The sequence below is a fragment of the Pseudomonas sp. B21-023 genome (assembly GCF_024749165.1).
Classification (GTDB): Bacteria; Pseudomonadota; Gammaproteobacteria; order Pseudomonadales; family Pseudomonadaceae; genus Aquipseudomonas.
The window spans coordinates 3,869,583-3,889,655 of sequence record NZ_CP087190.1 but is presented as its reverse complement, the minus strand read 5'-3'; the positions used below and the strand labels follow the sequence as shown (position 1 = coordinate 3,889,655).

Below are 20,073 nucleotides of genomic sequence, written 5' to 3'. Positions count from 1 at the left end.
TTTCGCCGGCAAGCCGGCTCCCACAAAGTACAGGCTTGCAAGAGCCCTGTGGGAGCTGGCTTGCCAGCGATGGGCTGTGTAGCAGCCCCTATTCGGACAACTCGATCACAAACCGCGTCCAGCCATCCGCGCACTCTGCCCTGATGCGTCCCCCATGTGCCTGCACGATCGAACGGGTGATCGCCAGCCCCAACCCCGCATGCTCGCTGCTGCCTTCCTGGCGCGCCGGATCCGCCCGGTAGAAGCGGTCGAACAATCGCTCCAGCAGTTGCGGCGCAATCGCCGGCCCGGTGTTGGCTACCACGATGCGCAGCCCAGGCTCCAAGCTTACCCGGATCTCCCCTCCGGCGGGGGTGAAGCGCAGGGCGTTGTCCAGCAAGTTCGATAGCGCCCGGCGCAGCATGTGCCGGTCGCCCTTGGCATGGGCCTGGCCCTCACGCAACAAACGCACCTCGGCGTCCTCGGCCAGCGGCGCGTAGTACTCCAGCAACGCATCGGCCTCCGTTGCCAGGTCCAGCGCCTGGCGGCTGGGCATCAGCAGGCCGTGGTCAGCCTTGGCCAGGTAGAGCATGTCGTTGACCAGCTGGGCCATCCATTGCAGCTCCTCGAGGTTGCCGTGCAGGGCCTCGCGGTACTCCTCGAGGCTGCGCGGGCGGGTGAGGGTGACCTGGGTGTGGGTCAGCAGGTTGGACAGCGGCGTGCGCAGCTCGTGGGCGATGTCGGCGGAGAACGCCGACAGGCGCTGGAAGGCATCGTCCAGGCGCTGCAGCATGGCGTTGACGGTGCCGGCCAGCTCGGCCAGTTCCTCGGGCATCTCGGCGGCCGGCAAGCGCGTGGTTAGCGAGCCGGCGGTGACGCTGGCGGCCACCTTGCCCATCTGCCGCAGCGGTTTCAGGCCACGGCGTACGGCCCAGGCACCGAGCAGCGCGGTGGCCAGCGCCGACAGGCCGACGGTGAGCCAGATCAACCGCTGCATGCCTTGCAGGAAGTGCTGGTGGTGGGTGATGTCGAGGAACAGGGTCAGTTGTGGCGAAGCGGGCTGGCCGTCGACCAGTGGCGCGCTGAGGCTGCGGTAATCGACCCCGTGGCTGTGCAGCGTGGCCAGGCCGGTAGGGGTGGGGGCCTGCGGCAGCTCGCCCCGGCTGGCGAACCACGGCTCGCCGTCGGCGCCGCGCACACGCAAGGCCAGGTCGGACTGGTGGCTCAGCTCGTTGAGCAGCGCCGGCAGACGCGTGGCCAGTTGCTGCTGGGTGGTGACACCGGCAAGCAGGCTGCTCATCAGCGAAAGCCGGCCACTGAGCAGTTGCTGGTCGAGTTCGACGAAATGCTGCTCGCTGGCGCGGTTGAACAGCAGGCCGGCGCCCAGCGACACGGCCGCGGTGCAGGCGGCGAACAGTAGCGCCAGGCGGCGGCCCAGGGACAGGCGGCGCATCAGTCGTGGCGCTCTTCGAGCACGTAGCCCATGCCGCGCACAGTATGGATCAGCTTGGCGGCATGGCTGTCGTCGATCTTCAGGCGCAAGCGGCGGATGGCCACCTCGATGACGTTGGTGTCGCTGTCGAAATTCATGTCCCACACCTGCGAGGCGATCAGCGACTTGGGCAGCACCTCGCCCTGGCGGCGCAGCAGCAGTTCGAGCAGGGCGAACTCCTTGGCGGTCAGGTCGATGCGCTGACCGGCGCGCTCGGCGCGGCGGCGAATCAGGTCCAGGCGCAGGTCGGCCAGGGCCAGGCAGGTATCCTGGCTGGCACTGGCGCCACGGCGCAGCAGGCTGCGTACACGGGCCAGCAGTTCGGAGAAGGCGAAGGGTTTGACCAGGTAGTCGTCGGCGCCCAGCTCCAGGCCGTGCACGCGGTCCTCGACGGCATCGCGGGCGGTGAGGAACAGCACCGGGGTGTCCAGCCCGGCCTGGCGCACCGCCTGGAGGATCTGCCAGCCGTTGCGCCCCGGCAGCATCACGTCGAGGATCAGCAGGTCGTGGTCGCCGCTCAGGGCCAGGTGCTGGCCTGTGTCGCCGTCGCTGGCCAGTTCGGTGGCGAAGCCGGCCTCGCTCAGGCCCTGGCTCAGGTACTGGCCGGTCTTGGCCTGGTCTTCGACGATCAGCAGTTTCATGTGTTTACCAACGGTTCGGGCCAACGTGATGCCGAAATGATACGTGACGATCTGGCGGCCTGCCCAAGCTGACAAAGTTGTAATCTTCCCGTCAGCCAGCTGCCAGCCAGCCTTTTCGACAATGGTGCCATCTTCGCTGCATTGATCTGGAGTCACCCATGAAACACCTGTTGCTCACCGCCGCGCTTGCCCTGACCAGCCTGCCCACCTTCGCTGGCGAAGCCAAACCCTTCGCTTTCGGCGAGCCGGCGCCGGCAGCCAAGGCCACCCGCACTGTCGAGGTGGTGCTCAAGGACATCGCCTTCGAACCCAAGAGCATCAAGGTCAAGGCCGGCGAAACCGTACGTTTCGTGCTGGTCAATGAAGGCAAGCTGCCCCACGAGTTCAATCTCGGCGACAAGGCCATGCATGCCGCACATCAAAAGGAAATGGTCGCCATGCAGGGCAAGATCTTTACCGCCGGCATGAATCACGAAGGCATGGACCATGGCCAGATGGACCACAGCCAGATGATGGGCGGCGGCCATGGCCACGACACCGGCAACACCGTGCTGGTGCAGCCTGGCCAGCGCGCGGAGCTGACCTGGACCTTCCGCAAATCGGCGCCCATCGAGTTCGCCTGCAACGTACCGGGCCATTACCAGGCCGGCATGGTCGGGCCGCTGACCATCGAGTGACATCGGCTCCAAGGCGGGGTGCAAAACCGGTAGACTAGGGGCAATTTCGAACCTTCAGGTCAGTTTCCATGCATCCCGCCGCCGAACACTCCCCGCTGGGCAAGTCCAGCGAATACATCGCCACTTACACCCCCTCGCTGCTGTTCCCTATCCCGCGCCTGGCCAAGTGGGCCGAGCTGGGCGTGAGTGGCGACGCGCTGCCGTGGCAGGGCGTGGATTTCTGGAACTGCTTCGAGCTGTCCTGGCTGCTGCCTTCGGGCAAGCCGGTGGTGGCCATCGGCGAGTTCGCCATCCCTTGCGACTCGCCGAACATCATCGAGTCCAAGTCCTTCAAGCTGTACCTCAACTCGCTGAACCAGACCGTGTTCGCCTCGGTGGCCGAGTTGCAGGCGTGCCTGGCGAACGACTTGTCTGCCGCTGCGGGCAAACCGGTCGCGGTCAAGGTCAGCACCTTGGCCGAGGTCGAAGGCCAAGGCGTGAGCGCCTTGCCGGGCCAGTGCATCGATGCGCTGGATGTGAGCATCAGCAACTACGAGCAACCGCAGCCTGAACTGCTGCGCTGCGCGGCGGATCGCGTGGTGGAAGAGACCGTGCACAGCCACTTGCTCAAATCCAACTGCCCGGTTACTGGCCAGCCGGACTGGGGCAGCGTGGTGGTGGAATACAAAGGGCGGGCACTGGACCATGCCAGCCTGCTGACCTACCTGATCAGCTTCCGCCAGCATGCCGATTTCCACGAGCAGTGCGTGGAGCGGATCTACCTGGACCTGAAGAACCTGCTCAAGCCTGAGCACCTGACGGTGTATGCACGGTATGTGCGCCGGGGGGGGCTGGATATCAACCCGTACCGCAGCACCGGGGCGATCAACCCACAGAACCTGCGGTTGGTGCGGCAGTAATGTAACCGGGCCGCGAAGCGGCCCATCGCCGGCAAGCCAGCTCCCACAGAGAGCAGATTGGCGCAATCCCTGTGGGGGCCGGCTTGCCGGCGATGGGCTGCAACGCAGCCCCTTGGGTTCAGATCCCCATGCTGTGCAGCGAGTTGGCAATGCTGCGCAGGGTGGCGGTAAGGTCGGGGTGTTCGGCCTCGAAGCGTTCGATGGCGAGGTTCACGCCGTCGACGAGGTTGTTGTCCGGGGTGGCTTCCTCAAGCTTCAGCTGGGCCTCGATCTGCCTGGCTTCTTCATGCAGGCTGGCCAGCTCCTCTTCCGAAAGCGGCACATTGCGATCCAGTTGCTCGCGCAGGCTATTCAGGCGCTCTTGCAGTTCGCGGGCAGGCATTGTTCTTACTCCATCAATGACTTGGCAAGGCATGGACCTCAGCGAAGCGGCAAAGGTTCGGGCCTGTCTTCTAGCGTAATCCACCTGCCGGCGCTTTGCATGACCCGTATCAACGGGGATGTATCAGGGTTTCTCGCCTTTTTGCCGGCGCTGGGCGATATCCGCGAGGCAGGCATCAAGGGATTCGAGGTGGTCAATCACCGAGTGCACGCCCAGGCCGAACAGCGCCAGGGTGGCCTTGCCGCGGGCCAGCTCCCGTTCCTGCCGGCTCAGTGCCTGCCATTGCGCTGAGCCCTGATCGCAGGCCGCAAGCCCCACCGTCCACAGGCCGGCATTGAGCCCCGATTGCAACAGCAGCGGCTCGCCACTGACCAGCACGCAGCCGTCCAGGCGCTGGCTTTGCAAGTTCATCAGCGCCTGCCAGCAGGCATTGGGGGTGGGCCATTTGCTGCCATTGGCGCAGTGGCCCGGCAGCCAGTCGGGTAGCACGCTGCTCAGGCGTTTGCCCAGGGTGGCGCTGAGTTCGTCAAGCCAGATGCACGGCACCTGCTGCGAGCGCAGGCGAAGCAGGGAATCCAGGGCGCCGGGGGCGGGCAGGGGGCCGCCGTCGGTCGCCTGTACCAGGCAGCCGCGCAGGCCGAACAGCACAGCGGTGAAGGCGGGTGCGTCTTGCATGGCAACGTCCCTAAATAACCCGCAGGCTATCCAGCGATTGTTACCGACGGATGACGACCAGGGTCTGTACGAAATGTGTCTGCGCGAAGGCCAGACAAAGCGAAACGCGGGAGGAAGCGGAGTGTACTGGAGTACATGAGCATTCCGAGCCCCGTTTCAACGCCGCATGGGCGAGTGCAGATACATTTCGTACAGAGCCTACAGTTGTTCACAAATTCTTGACGCTGATATGTAAAACTATCGTTCGGCCAGCAAGCCAGTATACTTGCGCCCTATCGAGCAGCGTGCCAAAGGCCGTTGCCGCCGTGAAATCCGATGGAGAAACATCTATGCGTAGGATCGGTGCCGGAGTGATCGAGCGAGTCACCCAGGCCTGTGTCTGCGCCAGCTTGCTGCTGGCGCCCGTGGCGGCTACTCAGGCAGCCACGGAGGAGGATCCCTGGGAGGCGGTGAACCGGCCGATCTTCCGGTTCAACGACGTCCTCGACACCTATGCCCTCAAGCCGTTGGCGCAGGGTTATCAATACGTCACCCCGCAGTTCCTCGAAGATGGCATCCACAACGTCTTCCGCAACCTGGGCGACGTCACCAACCTGGCCAACAACGTGTTGCAGCTCAAGCCCCGTGCGGCGGGCGTCGACACGGCGCGGCTGATCGTCAACACCACCTTCGGCCTGGGCGGCTTCTTCGATGTCGGCACCAAGATGGGCCTGCAGCGCAACGATGAAGACTTCGGCCAGACCCTCGGCTACTGGGGCGTGCCCAGCGGGCCGTACGTGGTCATCCCGTTCCTTGGCCCAAGCACCGTGCGTGACGGCCTGGCCAAGTACCCGGACTCCTACACCGAGCCCTACCGCTACATCGACCATGTGCCGACGCGCAACTCGATCCTCGCCCTGGACGTGATCGACACCCGCGCCAGCCTGCTGTCGGCAGAGAAGCTGATGCAGGGCGACAAATACATCTTCCTGCGCAACGCCTACCTGCAGAACCGCGAGTTCAAGGTCAAGGACGGCGAGGTCGAAGACGACTTCTGACACTGCTTACGCAAAAGGCGACCCTCGGGTCGCCTTTTTCGTAACAGTTCAATGCATGGCCAGTATGCGCAAGCCGAAGCGCTGCGCACCGCCTGGCTGGTCGGCGATCCATACCACTTCGGTGCTGGCATGCAGCCCGGCAAGGGCCGTGTGGTCGGAGTCGATGCGTACCTCAAGGCGGTCGCCTACCTGGAAACGCTGCGGCGCCTGCACCTGCATGCCGGTGCTGGAGAGGTCGATGCACACAGCGCTGATAACCTGGTCGGCCTGCAGCAGCTGGACCTCGGCATCGATACGCATGCGAATGAAATCACGTTTTTCGCTGTAATCCACGGGGTGCTGTGACATGCTTGCATCCTTTCGTCAGGTTGCGCTGCTCCACATTCTTATAACGCCGGGTGATTTGCCCTGTAAAGTGCAGGGAAGTCTACCTGCCCATGCTTGAAACGCCAGGCGGATGGGAGTACCGTCAGCGCCTTACAGGGCACCTCGCTATTTGCCGGACCAGTCTTCTTGTCCTACAACTCAAGTAGAGAGTGGCTAGAGAGCATTCCAGTAGCCGTCTGTCGTTTCTCCACAGCCGCTACGCCAACCCAAATCTGGCGCCGTTCGCCCACATGCAGAAACCCAGTGCAACGCTGCTGATCATCGATGACGACGAGGTGGTCCGTGCCAGCCTCGCCGCTTATCTGGAAGACAGCGGCTTCAGCGTCCTCCAGGCCGGTAACGGTCAGCAGGGCCTCCAGGTCTTCGAAGCACACCAGCCCGACCTCGTGATCTGCGATCTGCGCATGCCGCAGATGGGCGGCCTCGAACTGATCCGCCGGATCAGCGAGCTCGCGCCGCAGTTGCCGGTGATCGTGGTGTCCGGTGCCGGCGTGATGAGCGACGCGGTCGAAGCCTTGCGCCTGGGCGCGGCGGACTACCTGATCAAGCCCCTGGAAGACTTGGCCGTGCTCGAGCACTCGGTGCGCCGCGCGCTCGACCGATCGCGCCTGGTGCTGGAGAACCAGCGCTACCGCGAGAAGCTCGAAGCCGCCAACCGCGAACTGGAGGCCAGCCTGCACCTGCTGCAGGAGGACCAGACCGCCGGGCGCCAGGTGCAGATGAACATGCTGCCGGAAAACCCCTGGGTGGCCGGCGATTTCGCTTTCGAGCACCAGATCATCCCGTCGCTGTACCTATCGGGGGATTTCGCCGACTACTTCCGCGTGGACGACCGGCGCATTGCCTTCTACCTGGCGGACGTGTCTGGCCATGGTGCCTCGTCGGCGTTCGTCACGGTGCTGCTCAAGTTCATGACCACGCGCTTGCTGTTCGAATTCAAGCGTGGCGGCAAGATGCGTGAGTTCAAGCCTTCGCAGGTGCTCAGCCACATCAACCGTGGCCTGATCAACTGCAAGCTGGGCAAGCATGTGACCATGGTCGGTGGGGTCATCGACGAGGACACCGGCCTGCTCACCTACAGCGTCGGCGGCCACTTGCCGCTGCCGGTGCTGTATACCCCGGGCCAGGCCCGCTACCTCGAAGGCCGCGGCCTGCCGGTGGGGTTGTTCGACGAGGCCAGCTACCAGGACCTGGTGCTGGAACTGCCAGCGCAGTTCAGCCTCACCCTGATGTCCGATGGCATTCTGGACCTTTTGCCCGGGGACACACTCAAAGATAAGGAAGCTGCCTTGCCGGAAATCGTCAAGGCGGCGGGGGGCAGCCTGGAGGGGCTGCGCCAACGATTCGAATTGGCTACGCTTGGGGAGATGCCGGATGATATCGCCCTATTGGTGTTGAGCAGGAACCTTGAATGAGTACTGGTAGAATCCAGTTCGCCGAGCAAAGCGGGACCTTCGTTCTGAAATTTGTCGGTGAAGTGCGCCTGACCCTGTGTTCGGCACTGGATGCGACGATCGAGAAGATCTTCACCGCGCTGAACTTCTCGGCCATCGTCATCGACCTGACCGAAACCGAAAGCATCGACAGCACCACCCTGGGCCTGCTGGCCAAGCTGTCGATCCTGTCCCGGCAAAAGGTCGGCCTGTTGCCGACCGTGGTTACCACCAACCCGGACATCTCCCGGCTGTTGCAGTCAATGGGTTTCGACCAGGTGTTCAACATCGTTGACCGCCCGGTGCCGTGCCCGGAGTGCCTGACCGACCTGCCGTCCCAGGACCAGGACGAGAGCGTGGTGCGCTCCAAGGTGCTGGAGGCGCACAAGATTCTCATGGGCTTGAACGACTCCAACCGCGAGGCGTTCCATGACCTGGTGAGCGCGCTGGAAAGATCCTGACCCCATCGCGGGCTTGCCCCGCGATGGCTTCAGTCCTTGATGAACGCCGTAGCCGGCGAACCGTCGGCATTCAACTGATACACCCGCGCGGGCCGCCCCTGGTCATCGAAGAATACCTGCCCCAGCCCCGCGCTGTTCCACAGCCGTTCCCCGGCCTTGCTGCGGCTGGGCGTACGCGGCACCACTTCCATCTGCCGACGCTTGGTAAACCAGTTGAGTGGCGAGCGCGGCGAATATAGCCAGCGGTTGAGCCGGTCGAGCACATCCAGCAGGCGCCGGGGAAACTCGTTCTTGATCCCGCTGCTGGTCACCTGCCACAAGTGCGGGCTGCTCTGGCGATGGCGGATCAGCACTTCGTAGACGAATGAGTAGTGCACATCGCCCGATAGCACCACGTAATGCCCCGGCGTGCGCGAGTGGCGGAAGATATTGAGCACCACCTGCGCCGCGCCCCGGTGCGCCATCCAGTTCTCGGCATCGACCAGTAACGGGTAGCCCAGGGCGCTGAACACCCGTTGCACGGTCTCGATCAGCTTGACCCCGAAGATCGGCGCCGGCGACACGATGATCGCCGACGGGTGATCGAGCAGCGCCTGCTGCAGCTCGCTCAGTGCCTCCCAATCGAGCAAGCCCGAAGGCTTGGCCAGATTGCGCTCGCTGCGCCAGCGCCGGGTGCGGGTGTCCAGCACCAGCAGCGGCGGGTTGCTCGGCAGCGCGTATTGCCAGCCCTGGAAGTGCAGCAGTTCGCCAATCAGTTCATCCCGCGCCTCGCCCATCTGCCGGCACCGTCGGGCCAGCGCCGCGCAGCCGTCCGGGTCGTTGCCCCAGCCCTGGCACAGCAGGTAGCCGAGCAGGGCGTTGCCGATGATCCGCCGCGAGAACGGATGGCCGTAGGCGGTCTGTTCCCACTGCGCCGCCAGGTTCCAGTCATCGGTGATGTCGTGGTCGTCGAAGATCATCAGGCAGGGCAGGTGGGCCATGACCCGCGCCACCTGGCCTAGGCCGTCGCGAAAGGCCTCGATCAGAGGCAGCTCGTGGCGGTAGCGGGCCTGGCGCTTGTCGGTGAGGCCGGGTGGCATCTGCATGCCCACCAGCGACCAGGGCAGCGGCGACCAGACCAGCAGGTACATGGCCATGACTTCGGCGAAGGTCACCAGGTGGTTGTCGGCGTTGCTGGAGGAGAAGATCGGCTTGCGCTTGCCGCCGAAGAAGCGCTCACGCAGGGTCTCGTTGCCTTCCTGGGCCGGCAGCAGGTCGGCGCGGTGGTAATAGCAGGCTGGGTGCTGGTAGAGCGCGGCGCCGCTGTCGACCAGGGCGCCGTCCAGTGCCTCGTCGAACAGCCCCAGGCGCTCGATCAACCCGTGGATGGCACGCAGCATGGGGCCAGCGACATCGTCGGTATAGACCTGGTCGCCGCTCATTAACAGTACGGCGGGGCGCTCCTCGGGGCGCGGGCCGGTGGCCAGCAGGCGGTCGGCGCACAGCAGGCCGTCGGCGGCCGGGTGATGAGGCTTGCGGCAGGAGCCGTGGAGCACTTGGTCGAGGCGCTGGCGTAGCACGAAGCTAGGGCGGCTGGCGCCGGGATAGAGCAGGTGTGGGGCCCAGTCCGCGATGCCTTGGCCGTTGGCCAGGCGCAGGTCGTATTCCAGGGCCACGTCGCTGGGGAGCGGCTGATCGAAGTGGATGTCCAGCAGGTGTATGAAGGCGTGGGTACCGACCGGGATCATCTCGCAGTGCACAGTGGCGCCGATGCCGGCCTGATCGAGGAGAAATTCGGCTTGCAGCGGTTGTGAGCCGACCAGCCAGATGGCCAGGCGTTGGGGCTCCAGGCGGCGCAGTACCGGGCCGGCAAGGACGAGGGGGAGGGTGGTGCTGGGGATCATCTATGGCTCGGCTTTGTCTGCTATGACGCTATCGCGGGGCAAGCCCGCTCCCACTGGTTATGGGGAATGCGGCCCCAACGAAAACGGGCGGAAATGCTCTGCATTAACCGCCCGTCGATCAAGCCGAAGATGTATCAGGCTTTGTCAGCCAGCCATCAGCGCTTCCAGCTTCTCCTGGTCGCGGGCGAACTGGCGGATGCCTTCGGCCAGCTTCTCGGTGGCCATGGCGTCCTCGTTCATTGCCCAGCGGAACTTGCTCTCGTTCAACTGCTGCTTGGCCTCGCCAGCATTGCCCGGCTTGAGGATACGCGGCAGATCGCCTTGGTCGTCCGACAGCTGCTGCAGCAGCTCGGGGCTGATGGTCAGGCGATCGCAGCCGGCCAGTTGCTCGATCTGGCCAATATTGCGGAAGCTCGCGCCCATGACCACGGTGTTGTAGCCGTTGGTCTTGTAGTAGTCGTAGATGCGCGTGACCGATACCACGCCCGGGTCCTCGGCGCCGACGTATTCCTTGCCGGTGCTCTTCTTGTACCAGTCGTAGATGCGCCCCACGAACGGCGAGATCAGGAACACCCCGGCGTCGGCGCAGGCCTGGGCCTGGGCGAAGGAGAACAGCAGGGTGAGGTTGGTCTGGATGCCTTCCTTCTCCAGCTTCTCGGCGGCGCGGATGCCTTCCCAGGTGGAGGCCAGCTTGATCAGCACGCGGTCTTTCGGCACACCGGCTGCTTCATACAGCTCGATCAGCTGACGGGCCTTTTTCAGCAGCGCCGGCTCGTCGAACGACAGCCGCGCGTCCACCTCGGTGGAGATGCGCCCCGGAATGACCTTGAGAATACCCGAGCCCACCGACACCGCGAACTTGTCGCAGGCCAGGTCGACATTGCCCTTGGCGTCGGCCTTGACCTGCTTGAGCAGGTCGGCGTAGCCCGGGATGGCCGCCGCCTTGAGCAGCAGCGACGGGTTGGTGGTGGCGTCGACCGGCTTGAGGCGGGTGATGGCGTCCAGGTCGCCGGTGTCGGCGACCACGGTGGTGAACTGCTTGAGTTGTTCCAGCTTGGAGGTCATGGGCGTGCTCTGTCCTGTGCAATTACTCGACATTACCCGAGCCCCGACAGCCACTCAAGGCCCGTCGCAGGCGTATCGGGAAAGCCCTCGCAGGCAACACGATCCTTCTGTAGGCGCGCGCTTGCCCGCATTAGGCTGCAAAGCAGCCCCGGCTCACACCGGGCCTGCAGCAAAAGGCATTGCCTTCGAGTGCCAACCCCGCCGCAGGTTCCCTCAGCGCCCTTGCAGCAGCTCGGCGGCCTGGTCCAGCACCTTCAGCGGCTCGCTGGCCTTGTGAATGTCCGCCGACAGCAGTTGGCGGAAGCGCCGCGCTCCCGGGAAGCCCTGGCCCAGCCCGAGGATATGCCGGGTGATATGGTGCATCGCGCCGCCGCTTTGCATATGCGCGACGATATACGGGCGCAGCTTTTCAATGGCCTCGGCGCGGCTGACCACTGGCGCCGCGCTGCCGAACAGCTGCTGGTCGACCTCGGCCAGCAGGTACGGGTTGTGGTATGCCTCGCGCCCCAGCATCACGCCGTCGAAGGTCTGCAGGTGGGCGCGGCATTCGTCGAGGGTCTTGATGCCGCCATTGAGCACCAGTTCCAGGTCGGGGAAGTCGGCCTTCAGTTGCGCCGCCACGTCGTAGCGCAGCGGCGGGATCTCGCGGTTTTCCTTGGGCGACAGCCCTTCGAGGATGGCGATGCGCGCGTGCACGGTGAAGCTGCGGCACCCAGCGTCGCGCACCTGGCCAACGAAGTCGCACAGCTCGGCGTAGCTGTCGCGGCCGTTGATGCCGATGCGGTGCTTGACCGTGACCGGAATGCTGACCGCGTCCTGCATGGCTTTGACGCAATCGGCCACCAGCGCCGGGTGGCCCATCAGGCAGGCGCCGATCATGTTGTTCTGCACCCGGTCGCTGGGGCAGCCGACGTTGAGGTTGACCTCGTCATAGCCGGCGTCCTCGGCCAGGCGCGCGCAGGCGGCCAGGTCCGCCGGCACGCTGCCGCCCAGTTGCAGGGCCAGCGGGTGCTCGGACACGTCATGGCGCAGGAAACGCTGGGCGTCGTTGTGCAGCAGGGCGCCGGTGGTGACCATTTCGGTGTAGAGCAGGGCGTGCTGGGAGAGCAGGCGCAGGAAGAAACGACAGTGTCTATCAGTCCAGTCCATCATCGGCGCCACGGAGAAGCGGCGGGATGGCTCGGGGCGTGATGCAGTGGGGGTAGCGGCTTGAGAATGCATAGGTGTGGGGCACGAACTCAGCGAAGCCAGACGGCGGGGGTGCGCTGGCAGGCAATGTGAAGAATGAATGGTTGCCAGTTTACCAAGCGTGGCGGGATTCGTCCGGTATGATCGGTGATCAAGTGCTGGCCGGTTTGAAGGTGAGCAAGCATCATCCACGTGAGAGCGGGCCTGCCCCGCGAATGCGCCAGGCCATGGCTGAAGCTCTGACGCATCGTCCCGATGCTGTTTGCATCGGGGGATAGGAAGATCTGCTGGCTTTCAGCCCAGGCGTGGGCGCGTGCAGAATTGTCTGAGGAAGTTTTGATTGTGGGACAAGTGGTCACCGTAATAGGAGACCACATCACCAATAACCATGAACGGTGTAAAGCCCTCGTAGCCGCCTTCCGCCCCGCGGAAGTTCACATAGCCACAAACGCCTTCGTACTGTTTACCGCTGGCGTAGGCTGCCTTGAATTTGTACAGCGTTTCGAACTTCGCCGAATCCGGGTCGGCAATATGCTTGAGCAGCTTCTGTTTGGCATCGGCCATTTCAGCTTTGCTTGCAGCGGCATGTTCGACGGTGGGAGGGGTTGGGGGCGCTGGCGGCTCGGGGAGCATGCAGCCAGCAAGCGAGAGCGTAAGCCCGGTTATCGAGAGTGCTTTGAGCATTTTCCAATTCCTTTTGGCTGCCGCTCCAGCCAGACCTGAGGCGGTAGATAACCTTGCCTCAAGCAGTGCGCTGGAGGCGGGTTCATGAACTAACGCGTTTTGCGCTGTACGTCGTTGAGCGCGGGTGCAGTGTAGTCCAAGAGTTATCCCAGTGCGTCGCACCGGGCTTGCCTGCCAGCGATGGCGCCGACTTGAGGTCGGCGCGGTTGGGTGGGAGCCGGTTTGCCGAACGATCCTTGGTGGTGCCCCACATCCTGGCTTATGGCACCGACCGGATAGTCGTTTTTCCTAGCGACTCATCCCCAACTCCGCATCGTCCATCAATGCCTTGGCCAACGCGCTCAGGTAATACGACGCCCAGAGCAGTTGGGGCTTTTCCTCCATGATGCCGGTGATGGTCAGGTCGCGTACGCAGCCCATCAATTCCGAAGCCTGGTCCCGCGCATGCTGGCAAGGGATCCCGGGTTCGATGCAGAACAGCGGGTCGGTCTGGCCTTCGCCCTGGTAGAACTTGGTCTTGCCCACGGTGGTGTGGGGCGGGGTGGTATCTGTGGTCATCGTTGAATCTCCCTGAAGTGTTCTGCTGCCTGGTCTGTCGCTATCGCGGGGCAAGCCCGCTCCCACGTCAGTACGTAATGGCGTGGGAGCGGGCTTGCCCCGCGATGACGTCAGCTCAGGCGTCGCATACCTTGTGGTCTACTGCAACGTACGCGGCTGCGCGTTCGGCATCTGCACCTGGATCAATGCCGATTCAAGCAGCACGCGCAGTTGCTCCATCTCATGCATGGAGGCCAGCATCAGAATCGAGGCGGGTGACTTGGCTGCAGCAGAACAGCCTGATGCGCCACGTTTTGCGCGCACAGGGCGTACTCGGTGGCCTGGATAAGGGTGTCTTCGAGAGAGTGGTGGTTGTGGGGTGGGTCGGGGACGATCTTTAGCATGGTGATTTACCGTTGACGGTGCCACCACCAGCCTGCTGTCAAACAGAAAGGCGGCAGCTGTACGTGGGTTGACAGACCGGCGGTAAATCACGCAAAAGTTCCGGCGCACGCAAGCGTGCCCACACGTACAGCCACCATTGAACGGGGACTGCCTACGTGATTCTACCGTTACAGCCTGTCAAAGCTGTGTCGTTGATGTGCAACGACAGGCCGAGACTAGAGCGCCCACAGAGCAGCCGCAACGGAAAACAGGCGGCAGCAGTATGTTTGGGAAATGGACTACAAGGAAGGGGTAAAATCTGATTGTTGATGATCTACATCGACGCTTTTCGGGAACAGGGTGTGGGGACAGGCGTCGCCTAAAACAAACCGATCAGCATTGATAGCCTCTGCGTTGCCCAGGGTCATACATTGATGGCTAGGTTAAACCAAGGAGTTAACTATGCTGATCAATGGTTATCAGAGCTTCCAGTACCTGCCCAGCCAAATCAGCGGGCAGACTCATTCAGGTACCGTTGGTGAGGCGCAGGTGAGCGTGGTCACTACCTCGCCAGAGGCCAATCGGTTGGCCAAGCGAATTGAATATAGTGCAGGTAAGAGTTTGCTCCACTACCTGAATATATCCACGACCCAGCCGCTGAAGGACTTGCTCCAATGGTTGGCCAGTTTTCTTGGCCGAAGCGCAGCGGCCCAGGGCGCGGCGGAGGATCTACGCCCGCAACACGCCGAACCGACCGGCACCGCAGCGCCTTTTCGCCGCAGTTTCGGCAATGGCTTCAAGACCGCGCTCGATGCAGTAAGCCTGCTCGCTACTGACTCCAAAGTTGATCACGAATGCTTCGATGTAACGCTGAAAGCCGAGCAGATTAATAGCTTGCAAGGTGCCATTGTCGAGGGGCGTGCAAATTTCAAAGAAATCGAGATGATGGTGAAAACCCGCGGGGACTTGCAATGTGTGCGCACCCTCGCGTTGAGCTTGACTCATGATGCTGACTCCCATCAGCCTTCAATCAAGGCAGCGCTGGCGAACTTGGCCACCGACCGTCCAAACCCAAGTGTCTTTCTGAATGGGCTGATGACATTCCTGCAAGGACAGGAAACCCGGTGGTTCGAAAAAACCATGAATAATCCTAAGATGCGGCTGGACGCTCAAGCGCAGAATGATTTCATTAGCGAACAGCTCCAGGCGCATATCGATAAACTGGGTGCTCACGAGGCCAACAAGATTCTTGAGCAGCTGGAGGAGTGTTTCGGTCAGCGGGCATATGGGGTTATGGGGACTGCCATCGAACTATTGGGGTTGGCGGACGATGACGATCAGCTTCTGTCCCGCATGACCCGTGCTGAAGGTCTGAGCGATAGCCTGATCAGTCTGCTTCGCGCGAAGCTTGATATGCCCGAGATTGGTATGAAGAGCTCGCCCACTATTGATAGCCTCAACCAGTTGAACCCACTGGAGTTGGCCGCACTGGTGAGCCTAGGCATCAAGTTGCAATAGGCAGGGGGCAGGCCCCCATTTCACCGGCCAAATCGACCAAGCCTGCACGGCGCCAAATCGGGCGATGGCGTGTCACTGGTGATTTCCATGCTCACGAGGCGGCCTACGGTAGCGGCCAGCGTGACACCAGGATGCATGACACAAACGTAAACGCCGCTGATACCCGGCAGATAACCAACTAGCGGTGCACCATCGCTGGGTATTGGCCTGAAACCCACGCACGCCTTTTCCACGTCGAGTGAAACGGCGCCATGCAACTCTGCTCTGATGGCCTCGGCGGTTCTCAGTGCAATCGCGCCTGGTTGGTTATCTGCGGCATCGTCCAGATAATCCTCTGCCGCCAACAGGCTGCCGTCATCAGCATGCCGTACCTCCATGGTTGCGTTGGAAAGGATCCCTCGGACAAGGTGGGGCGGCGAGTGGTAGCGGATATAGATGGCAGGAGAGGCTTCCAGTGGAAGTGGGTAGCACAACAAGTCCGTCAATAGCGTGGTACCCGTTCCCGCCGCAAGTACCACCAGGTCCGCATCGATTACCCCGTGGGTGGTTTTCAAACCTGAGACTTTATCTGCGCTACCCGTGAACCCTTCCACCTGTGTCTGCTCCAGCAACCTGGCGCCTCGGGCTTGAGCGCCTTTGATCAAGGCCCGGCTGGCCGCTACTGCGTTCAGCGCGCCTTCCTCTGGAGCATGGTTGGCCTGGGCAGGAGGGTGTTTCAGATTAGGTTCCAGGGTGAGGATCTGAGCGCGGGATACCGTTGATATCCCTGTACCCGTCGCAGGGGCGGCCGGTGCTTCCGGGAGGCCATAGGTCAGCGAACCGGTCCATTGAATGTGTAGGTCTGGCAGTTGCGCTTCGAGGCGACGATAGTCCGATACGGCTGCGGCCCGCAGTGCGGCGACAGGGTCTGCGTCACTGCAGGCGGAATTGATCCATGCAAAGGAAGTGGAGGTCACACCAGACGCTACATGGTCAGCCTCCACGATGGTCACCTGCGCGCCTTGGCAGGAAAGGTGGTAGGCAACGGAGGCCCCCACGATACCTGCCCCCACCACAACCACATTCAGTCCCGGGATATTTTTCATCGTGCTCCGTCACCGACTCGGGACTATGTTTCACTGGCCGTACCTGGCAACCCTAGGCTCTGTACGAAATGTATCTGCACTCGCCCATACTGCGTTGAAACGGGGCTCGGAATGCTCATGTACTCCAGTACACTCCGCTTCCTCCCCCCGTTTCGCCTTGTCTGGCCTTCGCGCAGACACATTTCGTACAGACCCTAGGTCCACAGGAGCAAACGGCATATTAAATGGAAAGCGTGAGTACCAGCGAGCCTATGTTTGATCGATACCTGAAGCAGTGGGGGCTGACCATCGATGGGGAACCTTTCGTTTCACTCAACGGCAATCTATTGCCCGTTCGCCAAGGCGATACACCGGCGATGCTGAAAGTCTCGCAGGCGCCGGAAGAGCAGGCCGGCAGCCAGCTGATGGCCTGGTGGGCAGGCGACGGTGCAGCCCCTGTGCTGGCCCACGCGGGCGAGGCATTGCTGATGAAGCGGGCGCAAGGTTCGGCGTCGCTTGCGCAGATTGTCGCAGATGGCAGGGATGACGAGGCCACGCGCATTCTCTGTGCCGTGGCAGCCCGCCTGCATGCGCCACGGTCGACGCCGAGGCCTGCGCAGGTGCCGCTGGAGCAATGGTTCGACGCATTGTGGAGCGCGGCGGCGACGTACGGTGGGGTGCTGGAGCACAGCGCAAAGGCGGCGAGGGCGCTTTTCGCAGCTCCCCAGGACGCTGCGGTGCTGCATGGCGACATCCATCACGGCAATGTGCTGGATTTCGGGCCGGCCGGTTGGCTCGCCATCGACCCCAAGGGGTTGTACGGCGAGCGGGGCTTCGATTTTGCCAATATCCTCTGCAACCCGGACGACGCCAGCGCGCAGGCACCGGGGCGCTTCCCACGGCGTATAGCGATCATTTCGCAGGCAGCCGGTATTGAGCGTCACAGGTTGTTGCAGTGGGTGCTGGCGTGGGCAGGGTTGTCGGCAACCTGGATGATCGAGGACGGCGCTGAGCCGGGGGGCAGGTTGGCGTTGGCGAGGCTGGCGGCTTCGGCGCTCGATGGCAGCGCTCGGGGTTCTGACTGAGGCATTGTATGTAAGGCGGCGATCAAGGGTGACGCCGGGATTGCGCTGATGTGCAGCTCGCACACGAAACCTTCCAACCCCTAGGCGTTGGCTACACGCATACTGGCCCCGCACGGGCACCCAGTGTATTGCCCTCCGTTGGGCAGATCGGTCTAAACCGTTTTTAAAAGAGTGGCGGTGGGTAATACGAGGCGTAAAGGATTATTGCTGGATGGTACGAAACCAAGCTTGCTGTGGTAGTAGCTGGCAGCGTCCATGTCCTTTGCATCGACGACAATGAACGCAACTCCCGAATGTCGGGCAACCACGCACACTCGCCGAAAGAAGTCTGCCATCAGGCGTTTGCCAAGGCCCTGTTTTTGTGCGGTTCGGTCGACTGCAAGACGGCTCAAGAGAATCGCCGGGATCGGATACCGAGGCTCTTTATTCTCCATATTTTTCGATCCTAGCACATTGCCCTTGACATTTTGGCCTGGTCGGACCGCTAGCAGGCATGAGGCCAGCCGTGTCCAAGGTATGGAAAGGATATCCGAAGGCCAAGCGAGGTCTTTGTACGAAAGTGCCTGCACGACGGTCATGCGGCGGTGAAAACAAGTTCGGAATTTTCATGCGCAATCAGCAAGGCCAGGCGCGACTCCTAACGCTTCTCGCCTGTTTTCTCCTTGCCTGATCAAACGTTCGCTTCTGGATGAGAAGTATCAGTCGATTGGAATGCACAATCCACCCCGTTCAAAACGCGCCCGGCACATAGACCACCTGATCCCGCCCCCCTTGCTTCGCGGCGTACAGCCCGCTGTCGGCGCGTCTCAGCGCGTCTTCGAGCGCTTCCCCCTCGGCAAACAGGGTGCACCCTGCGCTGAGGCTTACCCGCAGCGGGCCGCTGGCCAGCTGCACCGGTTGGGTGCCGATCAGCTGACGTACCCGTTGCGCGATCCCGTTCAGTTCCGCGCTGTCCTTGACCGGCAGCAAGGCGACGAATTCCTCGCCACCCTGGCGCACCAGCAGGTCATCGGGGCGAAGCGCGGCGCGCAGGCGGCGGGCGCACTCGCACAGCACCTGGTCGCCGGCCGCGTGGCCATGCTGGTCGTTGACGGCCTTGAAGTGGTCAAGGTCCGCATAAATCGCCCCCAGCTGCAGACCTCGCTCGTGGGCCAGGCGCCGCTCACGGTCATGGAAGGCGGCCAACGCCCCGCGGTTCCACAGCTGGGTCAAGGGGTCGAGCAGCGCTTTGCGCTGTTCGCGGTCCATCTCCAGGCGCAGGTCGCGATTGGTCTGGATCAGGCTGCGCAGTCGCAGATAGCCCTCCGCAAGTGTGGCCAGGTCCTTGAAATTCGCCTGCTGGATCTCGTTCAGCTGGCGCGGTCGGGGGTCGAACATGCACAACGTACCGATGGCCTTGCCGTTTCCGGCACGCAGCGGATGTCCGGCGTAAAAGCGGATATAAGGCGGATTCAGCACCAGAGGATTGTCGACGAATCGCGGGTCTTGCGTGGCATCCGGCACCAGTAACGTGTCGTCATCTAGAATGGCGTACCCGCAGAAGGACACGTCGCGCGGGGTCTCGCTGGCGTCCAGCCCGATCCTGGCCTTGAACCACTGACGGTCTTGGTCGATCAGGCTGATCAGCACGGTGTCCACGTGCGCCAGGTCCTGGGTGAGCCGCACCAGGGTATCGAGGTAATGCTCGGCGGGCGTATCGACCAGGTTCATCTCATCGAGGGCGCGTTGGCGCAGCGCTTCGTCGGTGGGGATCGGGCAAGCCGGCATCTTTGCTTCTCCATTCCATGGGCTGGGTCTGTGATGGGAACTACTTTAGACAAGCTTCACCACTGGCGAGTGACGCCGATCGGCTCGTCATCCGTATGGGCTGGCGCCTTGTGGCGGTTTGGCAATAGCTCATTGGGGCTATGGGGCTGGCAAGGCGCGGGTTGCTATGCTGCTGTCGGTCTGGACACAGGGATTGGCCGGCGTCGAATGGCGCTGCCACTACACGGAGGTGCACATGCAGATCACATTGCCGCTGAGTGTCAGCGACTGGAAATACAAGACTGCCAGCGGGGGTGGGTTGACGGTGATGTTTGCCGCCGCCAACGGTGGCTTGTTGACCCTGACCGATCCCAACCAGGCCGAGCAGCAGTTTCGCTATGGCTCGCTCGGGGTCGGTGTTGGCGTAGGCGCACGCTTGCCGCGGGTAGGCAAGATCAACTTGCTGGTGGCGGGCAAGAGCGTGGGTGCGGTCGGCGCCAATGAAGACTTCCCGGCGGTCGGCACGGTGCTGGTGGCCGAATCGGTCGCGGCCCGGGGCCTGGTGCGCGACGACTTCAAGGGCGGGTGCGTGTTCCTCGAAGGCGGGCTGGGCCTGGTTGGCGGTGGCAGCGGCTCGGGCGTGCTGTTCGGCCTGGATCCCAAGCTATTGGTCCTGGGTACCGCCGCGATTGGTGGCGGCGGCGCGTTCCTGCCGCAGGAAACCTTGCCGCGCCTGCTGCGCTCGGCCAAGGGCGTGATCTTCTCCGCCGGGTTCAACATCGGCGTGCAGGCGGGCGGTGGCCTGGCGTTGACCATGGGTGGGCTGTTCTGATGGCCATGGCTTGTTGGCGATAGC

General features: G+C 62.9%; 21 protein-coding genes and 1 pseudogene. 8 read left to right on the top strand and 14 right to left on the bottom strand.

The window, feature by feature from the left end:
- Window positions 1–88 precede the first annotated feature (88 nt).
- Together LOY42_RS17470 and LOY42_RS17465 are read right to left on the bottom strand one after the other, a co-directional pair.
- Entirely contained in the window at window positions 89–1,435 is a 1,347-nt protein-coding gene (locus LOY42_RS17470; RefSeq protein WP_258601261.1) for a heavy metal sensor histidine kinase, read from the bottom strand.
- Window positions 1,432–2,112 carry a heavy metal response regulator transcription factor gene (locus LOY42_RS17465; RefSeq protein WP_102683161.1) on the bottom strand — a complete coding sequence of 227 codons (681 nt, stop codon included), beginning with the start codon at window positions 2,110–2,112 and terminating at the stop codon, window positions 1,432–1,434. The genes LOY42_RS17470 and LOY42_RS17465 overlap by 4 nt, the downstream gene beginning before the upstream one ends.
- 158 nt (window positions 2,113–2,270) lie before the next feature.
- Between LOY42_RS17465 and LOY42_RS17460 the strand changes: the two genes are divergently transcribed.
- Window positions 2,271–2,789: a plastocyanin/azurin family copper-binding protein gene (locus tag LOY42_RS17460; RefSeq protein ID WP_139672360.1), complete on the top strand. Its 519-nt coding sequence runs from the start codon at window positions 2,271–2,273 to the stop codon at window positions 2,787–2,789.
- Between the two features lie 68 nt (window positions 2,790–2,857).
- A complete protein-coding gene (gene queF / locus LOY42_RS17455; protein WP_139672358.1) occupies window positions 2,858–3,688 on the top strand; it encodes an NADPH-dependent 7-cyano-7-deazaguanine reductase QueF in 831 nt (276 codons plus the stop codon).
- 118 nt (window positions 3,689–3,806) lie between these two features.
- On the opposite strand, the gene LOY42_RS17450 is transcribed toward queF, so the two are convergent.
- Entirely contained in the window at window positions 3,807–4,070 is a 264-nt protein-coding gene (locus LOY42_RS17450) for a DUF4404 family protein (RefSeq protein ID WP_031315272.1), read from the bottom strand.
- A 123-nt stretch (window positions 4,071–4,193) separates the two neighbouring features.
- Window positions 4,194–4,745, bottom strand: a complete 552-nt coding sequence (locus tag LOY42_RS17445; protein WP_258598604.1) for a phosphonoacetaldehyde phosphonohydrolase-related protein — start codon at window positions 4,743–4,745, stop codon at window positions 4,194–4,196.
- Between the two features lie 329 nt (window positions 4,746–5,074).
- Here LOY42_RS17445 and LOY42_RS17440 point away from each other — a divergent pair, with 329 nt between their 5' ends.
- Window positions 5,075–5,782: a VacJ family lipoprotein gene (locus LOY42_RS17440; protein WP_139672352.1), complete on the top strand. Its 708-nt coding sequence runs from the start codon at window positions 5,075–5,077 to the stop codon at window positions 5,780–5,782.
- 48 nt (window positions 5,783–5,830) lie between these two features.
- On the opposite strand, the gene LOY42_RS17435 is transcribed toward LOY42_RS17440, so the two are convergent.
- A complete protein-coding gene (locus LOY42_RS17435; RefSeq protein ID WP_102684498.1) occupies window positions 5,831–6,130 on the bottom strand; it encodes a PilZ domain-containing protein in 300 nt (99 codons plus the stop codon).
- A 269-nt stretch (window positions 6,131–6,399) separates the two neighbouring features.
- On the opposite strand from LOY42_RS17435, the gene rssB reads away from it, so the two are divergent.
- Entirely contained in the window at window positions 6,400–7,584 is a 1,185-nt protein-coding gene (gene rssB / locus LOY42_RS17430) for a two-component system response regulator RssB (protein WP_102684499.1), read from the top strand.
- On the top strand, window positions 7,581–8,063 hold the full coding sequence (gene rssC / locus LOY42_RS17425) for an anti-sigma factor antagonist RssC (protein WP_023631332.1): 483 nt from the start codon (window positions 7,581–7,583) through the stop codon (window positions 8,061–8,063). Before rssB ends, rssC begins: the two co-directional genes overlap by 4 nt.
- A gap of 29 nt (window positions 8,064–8,092) precedes the next feature.
- Here rssC and LOY42_RS17420 read toward each other — a convergent pair whose 3' ends face one another.
- From LOY42_RS17420 to LOY42_RS17395, 6 genes and pseudogenes are all read right to left on the bottom strand, one after another.
- Entirely contained in the window at window positions 8,093–9,946 is a 1,854-nt protein-coding gene (locus LOY42_RS17420) for an alkaline phosphatase D family protein (RefSeq protein WP_258598602.1), read from the bottom strand.
- Between the two features lie 144 nt (window positions 9,947–10,090).
- Complete coding sequence (gene tal / locus LOY42_RS17415) at window positions 10,091–11,011, bottom strand: transaldolase (protein ID WP_139672345.1); 921 nt, start codon at window positions 11,009–11,011, stop codon at window positions 10,091–10,093.
- A gap of 213 nt (window positions 11,012–11,224) precedes the next feature.
- Entirely contained in the window at window positions 11,225–12,232 is a 1,008-nt protein-coding gene (gene dusA, locus LOY42_RS17410; RefSeq protein ID WP_258598599.1) for a tRNA dihydrouridine(20/20a) synthase DusA, read from the bottom strand.
- 261 nt (window positions 12,233–12,493) lie between these two features.
- Window positions 12,494–12,883, bottom strand: a complete 390-nt coding sequence (locus tag LOY42_RS17405; protein WP_139672224.1) for a hypothetical protein — start codon at window positions 12,881–12,883, stop codon at window positions 12,494–12,496.
- Between the two features lie 288 nt (window positions 12,884–13,171).
- On the bottom strand, window positions 13,172–13,441 hold the full coding sequence (locus tag LOY42_RS17400) for a DUF3077 domain-containing protein (RefSeq protein WP_102684504.1): 270 nt from the start codon (window positions 13,439–13,441) through the stop codon (window positions 13,172–13,174).
- Between the two features lie 138 nt (window positions 13,442–13,579).
- Window positions 13,580–13,824 (bottom strand): annotated as a pseudogene (locus LOY42_RS17395) (hypothetical protein).
- A 442-nt stretch (window positions 13,825–14,266) separates the two neighbouring features.
- Between LOY42_RS17395 and LOY42_RS17390 the strand changes: the two are divergent.
- The gene (locus LOY42_RS17390) at window positions 14,267–15,322 is read left to right on the top strand and encodes a hypothetical protein (protein ID WP_258598597.1); all 1,056 of its coding nucleotides are present in this window, start codon (window positions 14,267–14,269) and stop codon (window positions 15,320–15,322) included.
- Between the two features lie 20 nt (window positions 15,323–15,342).
- On the opposite strand, the gene LOY42_RS17385 is transcribed toward LOY42_RS17390, so the two are convergent.
- A complete protein-coding gene (locus LOY42_RS17385; RefSeq protein WP_139672217.1) occupies window positions 15,343–16,407 on the bottom strand; it encodes an FAD-binding oxidoreductase in 1,065 nt (354 codons plus the stop codon).
- Window positions 16,408–16,658: 251 nt separating this feature from the next.
- Here LOY42_RS17385 and LOY42_RS17380 point away from each other — a divergent pair, with 251 nt between their 5' ends.
- Window positions 16,659–17,471 carry an aminoglycoside phosphotransferase family protein gene (locus LOY42_RS17380; protein ID WP_139673177.1) on the top strand — a complete coding sequence of 271 codons (813 nt, stop codon included), beginning with the start codon at window positions 16,659–16,661 and terminating at the stop codon, window positions 17,469–17,471.
- Window positions 17,472–17,623: 152 nt separating this feature from the next.
- Here LOY42_RS17380 and LOY42_RS17375 read toward each other — a convergent pair whose 3' ends face one another.
- Both LOY42_RS17375 and LOY42_RS17370 read right to left on the bottom strand, forming a co-directional pair.
- On the bottom strand, window positions 17,624–17,905 hold the full coding sequence (locus tag LOY42_RS17375) for a GNAT family N-acetyltransferase (RefSeq protein WP_372241241.1): 282 nt from the start codon (window positions 17,903–17,905) through the stop codon (window positions 17,624–17,626).
- A gap of 295 nt (window positions 17,906–18,200) precedes the next feature.
- The gene (locus LOY42_RS17370; RefSeq protein WP_139672208.1) at window positions 18,201–19,238 is read right to left on the bottom strand and encodes a sensor domain-containing diguanylate cyclase; all 1,038 of its coding nucleotides are present in this window, start codon (window positions 19,236–19,238) and stop codon (window positions 18,201–18,203) included.
- A gap of 235 nt (window positions 19,239–19,473) precedes the next feature.
- Here LOY42_RS17370 and LOY42_RS17365 point away from each other — a divergent pair, with 235 nt between their 5' ends.
- Window positions 19,474–20,049: a hypothetical protein gene (locus LOY42_RS17365; protein ID WP_111533013.1), complete on the top strand. Its 576-nt coding sequence runs from the start codon at window positions 19,474–19,476 to the stop codon at window positions 20,047–20,049.
- The last annotated feature ends 24 nt before the right edge of the window (window positions 20,050–20,073 follow it).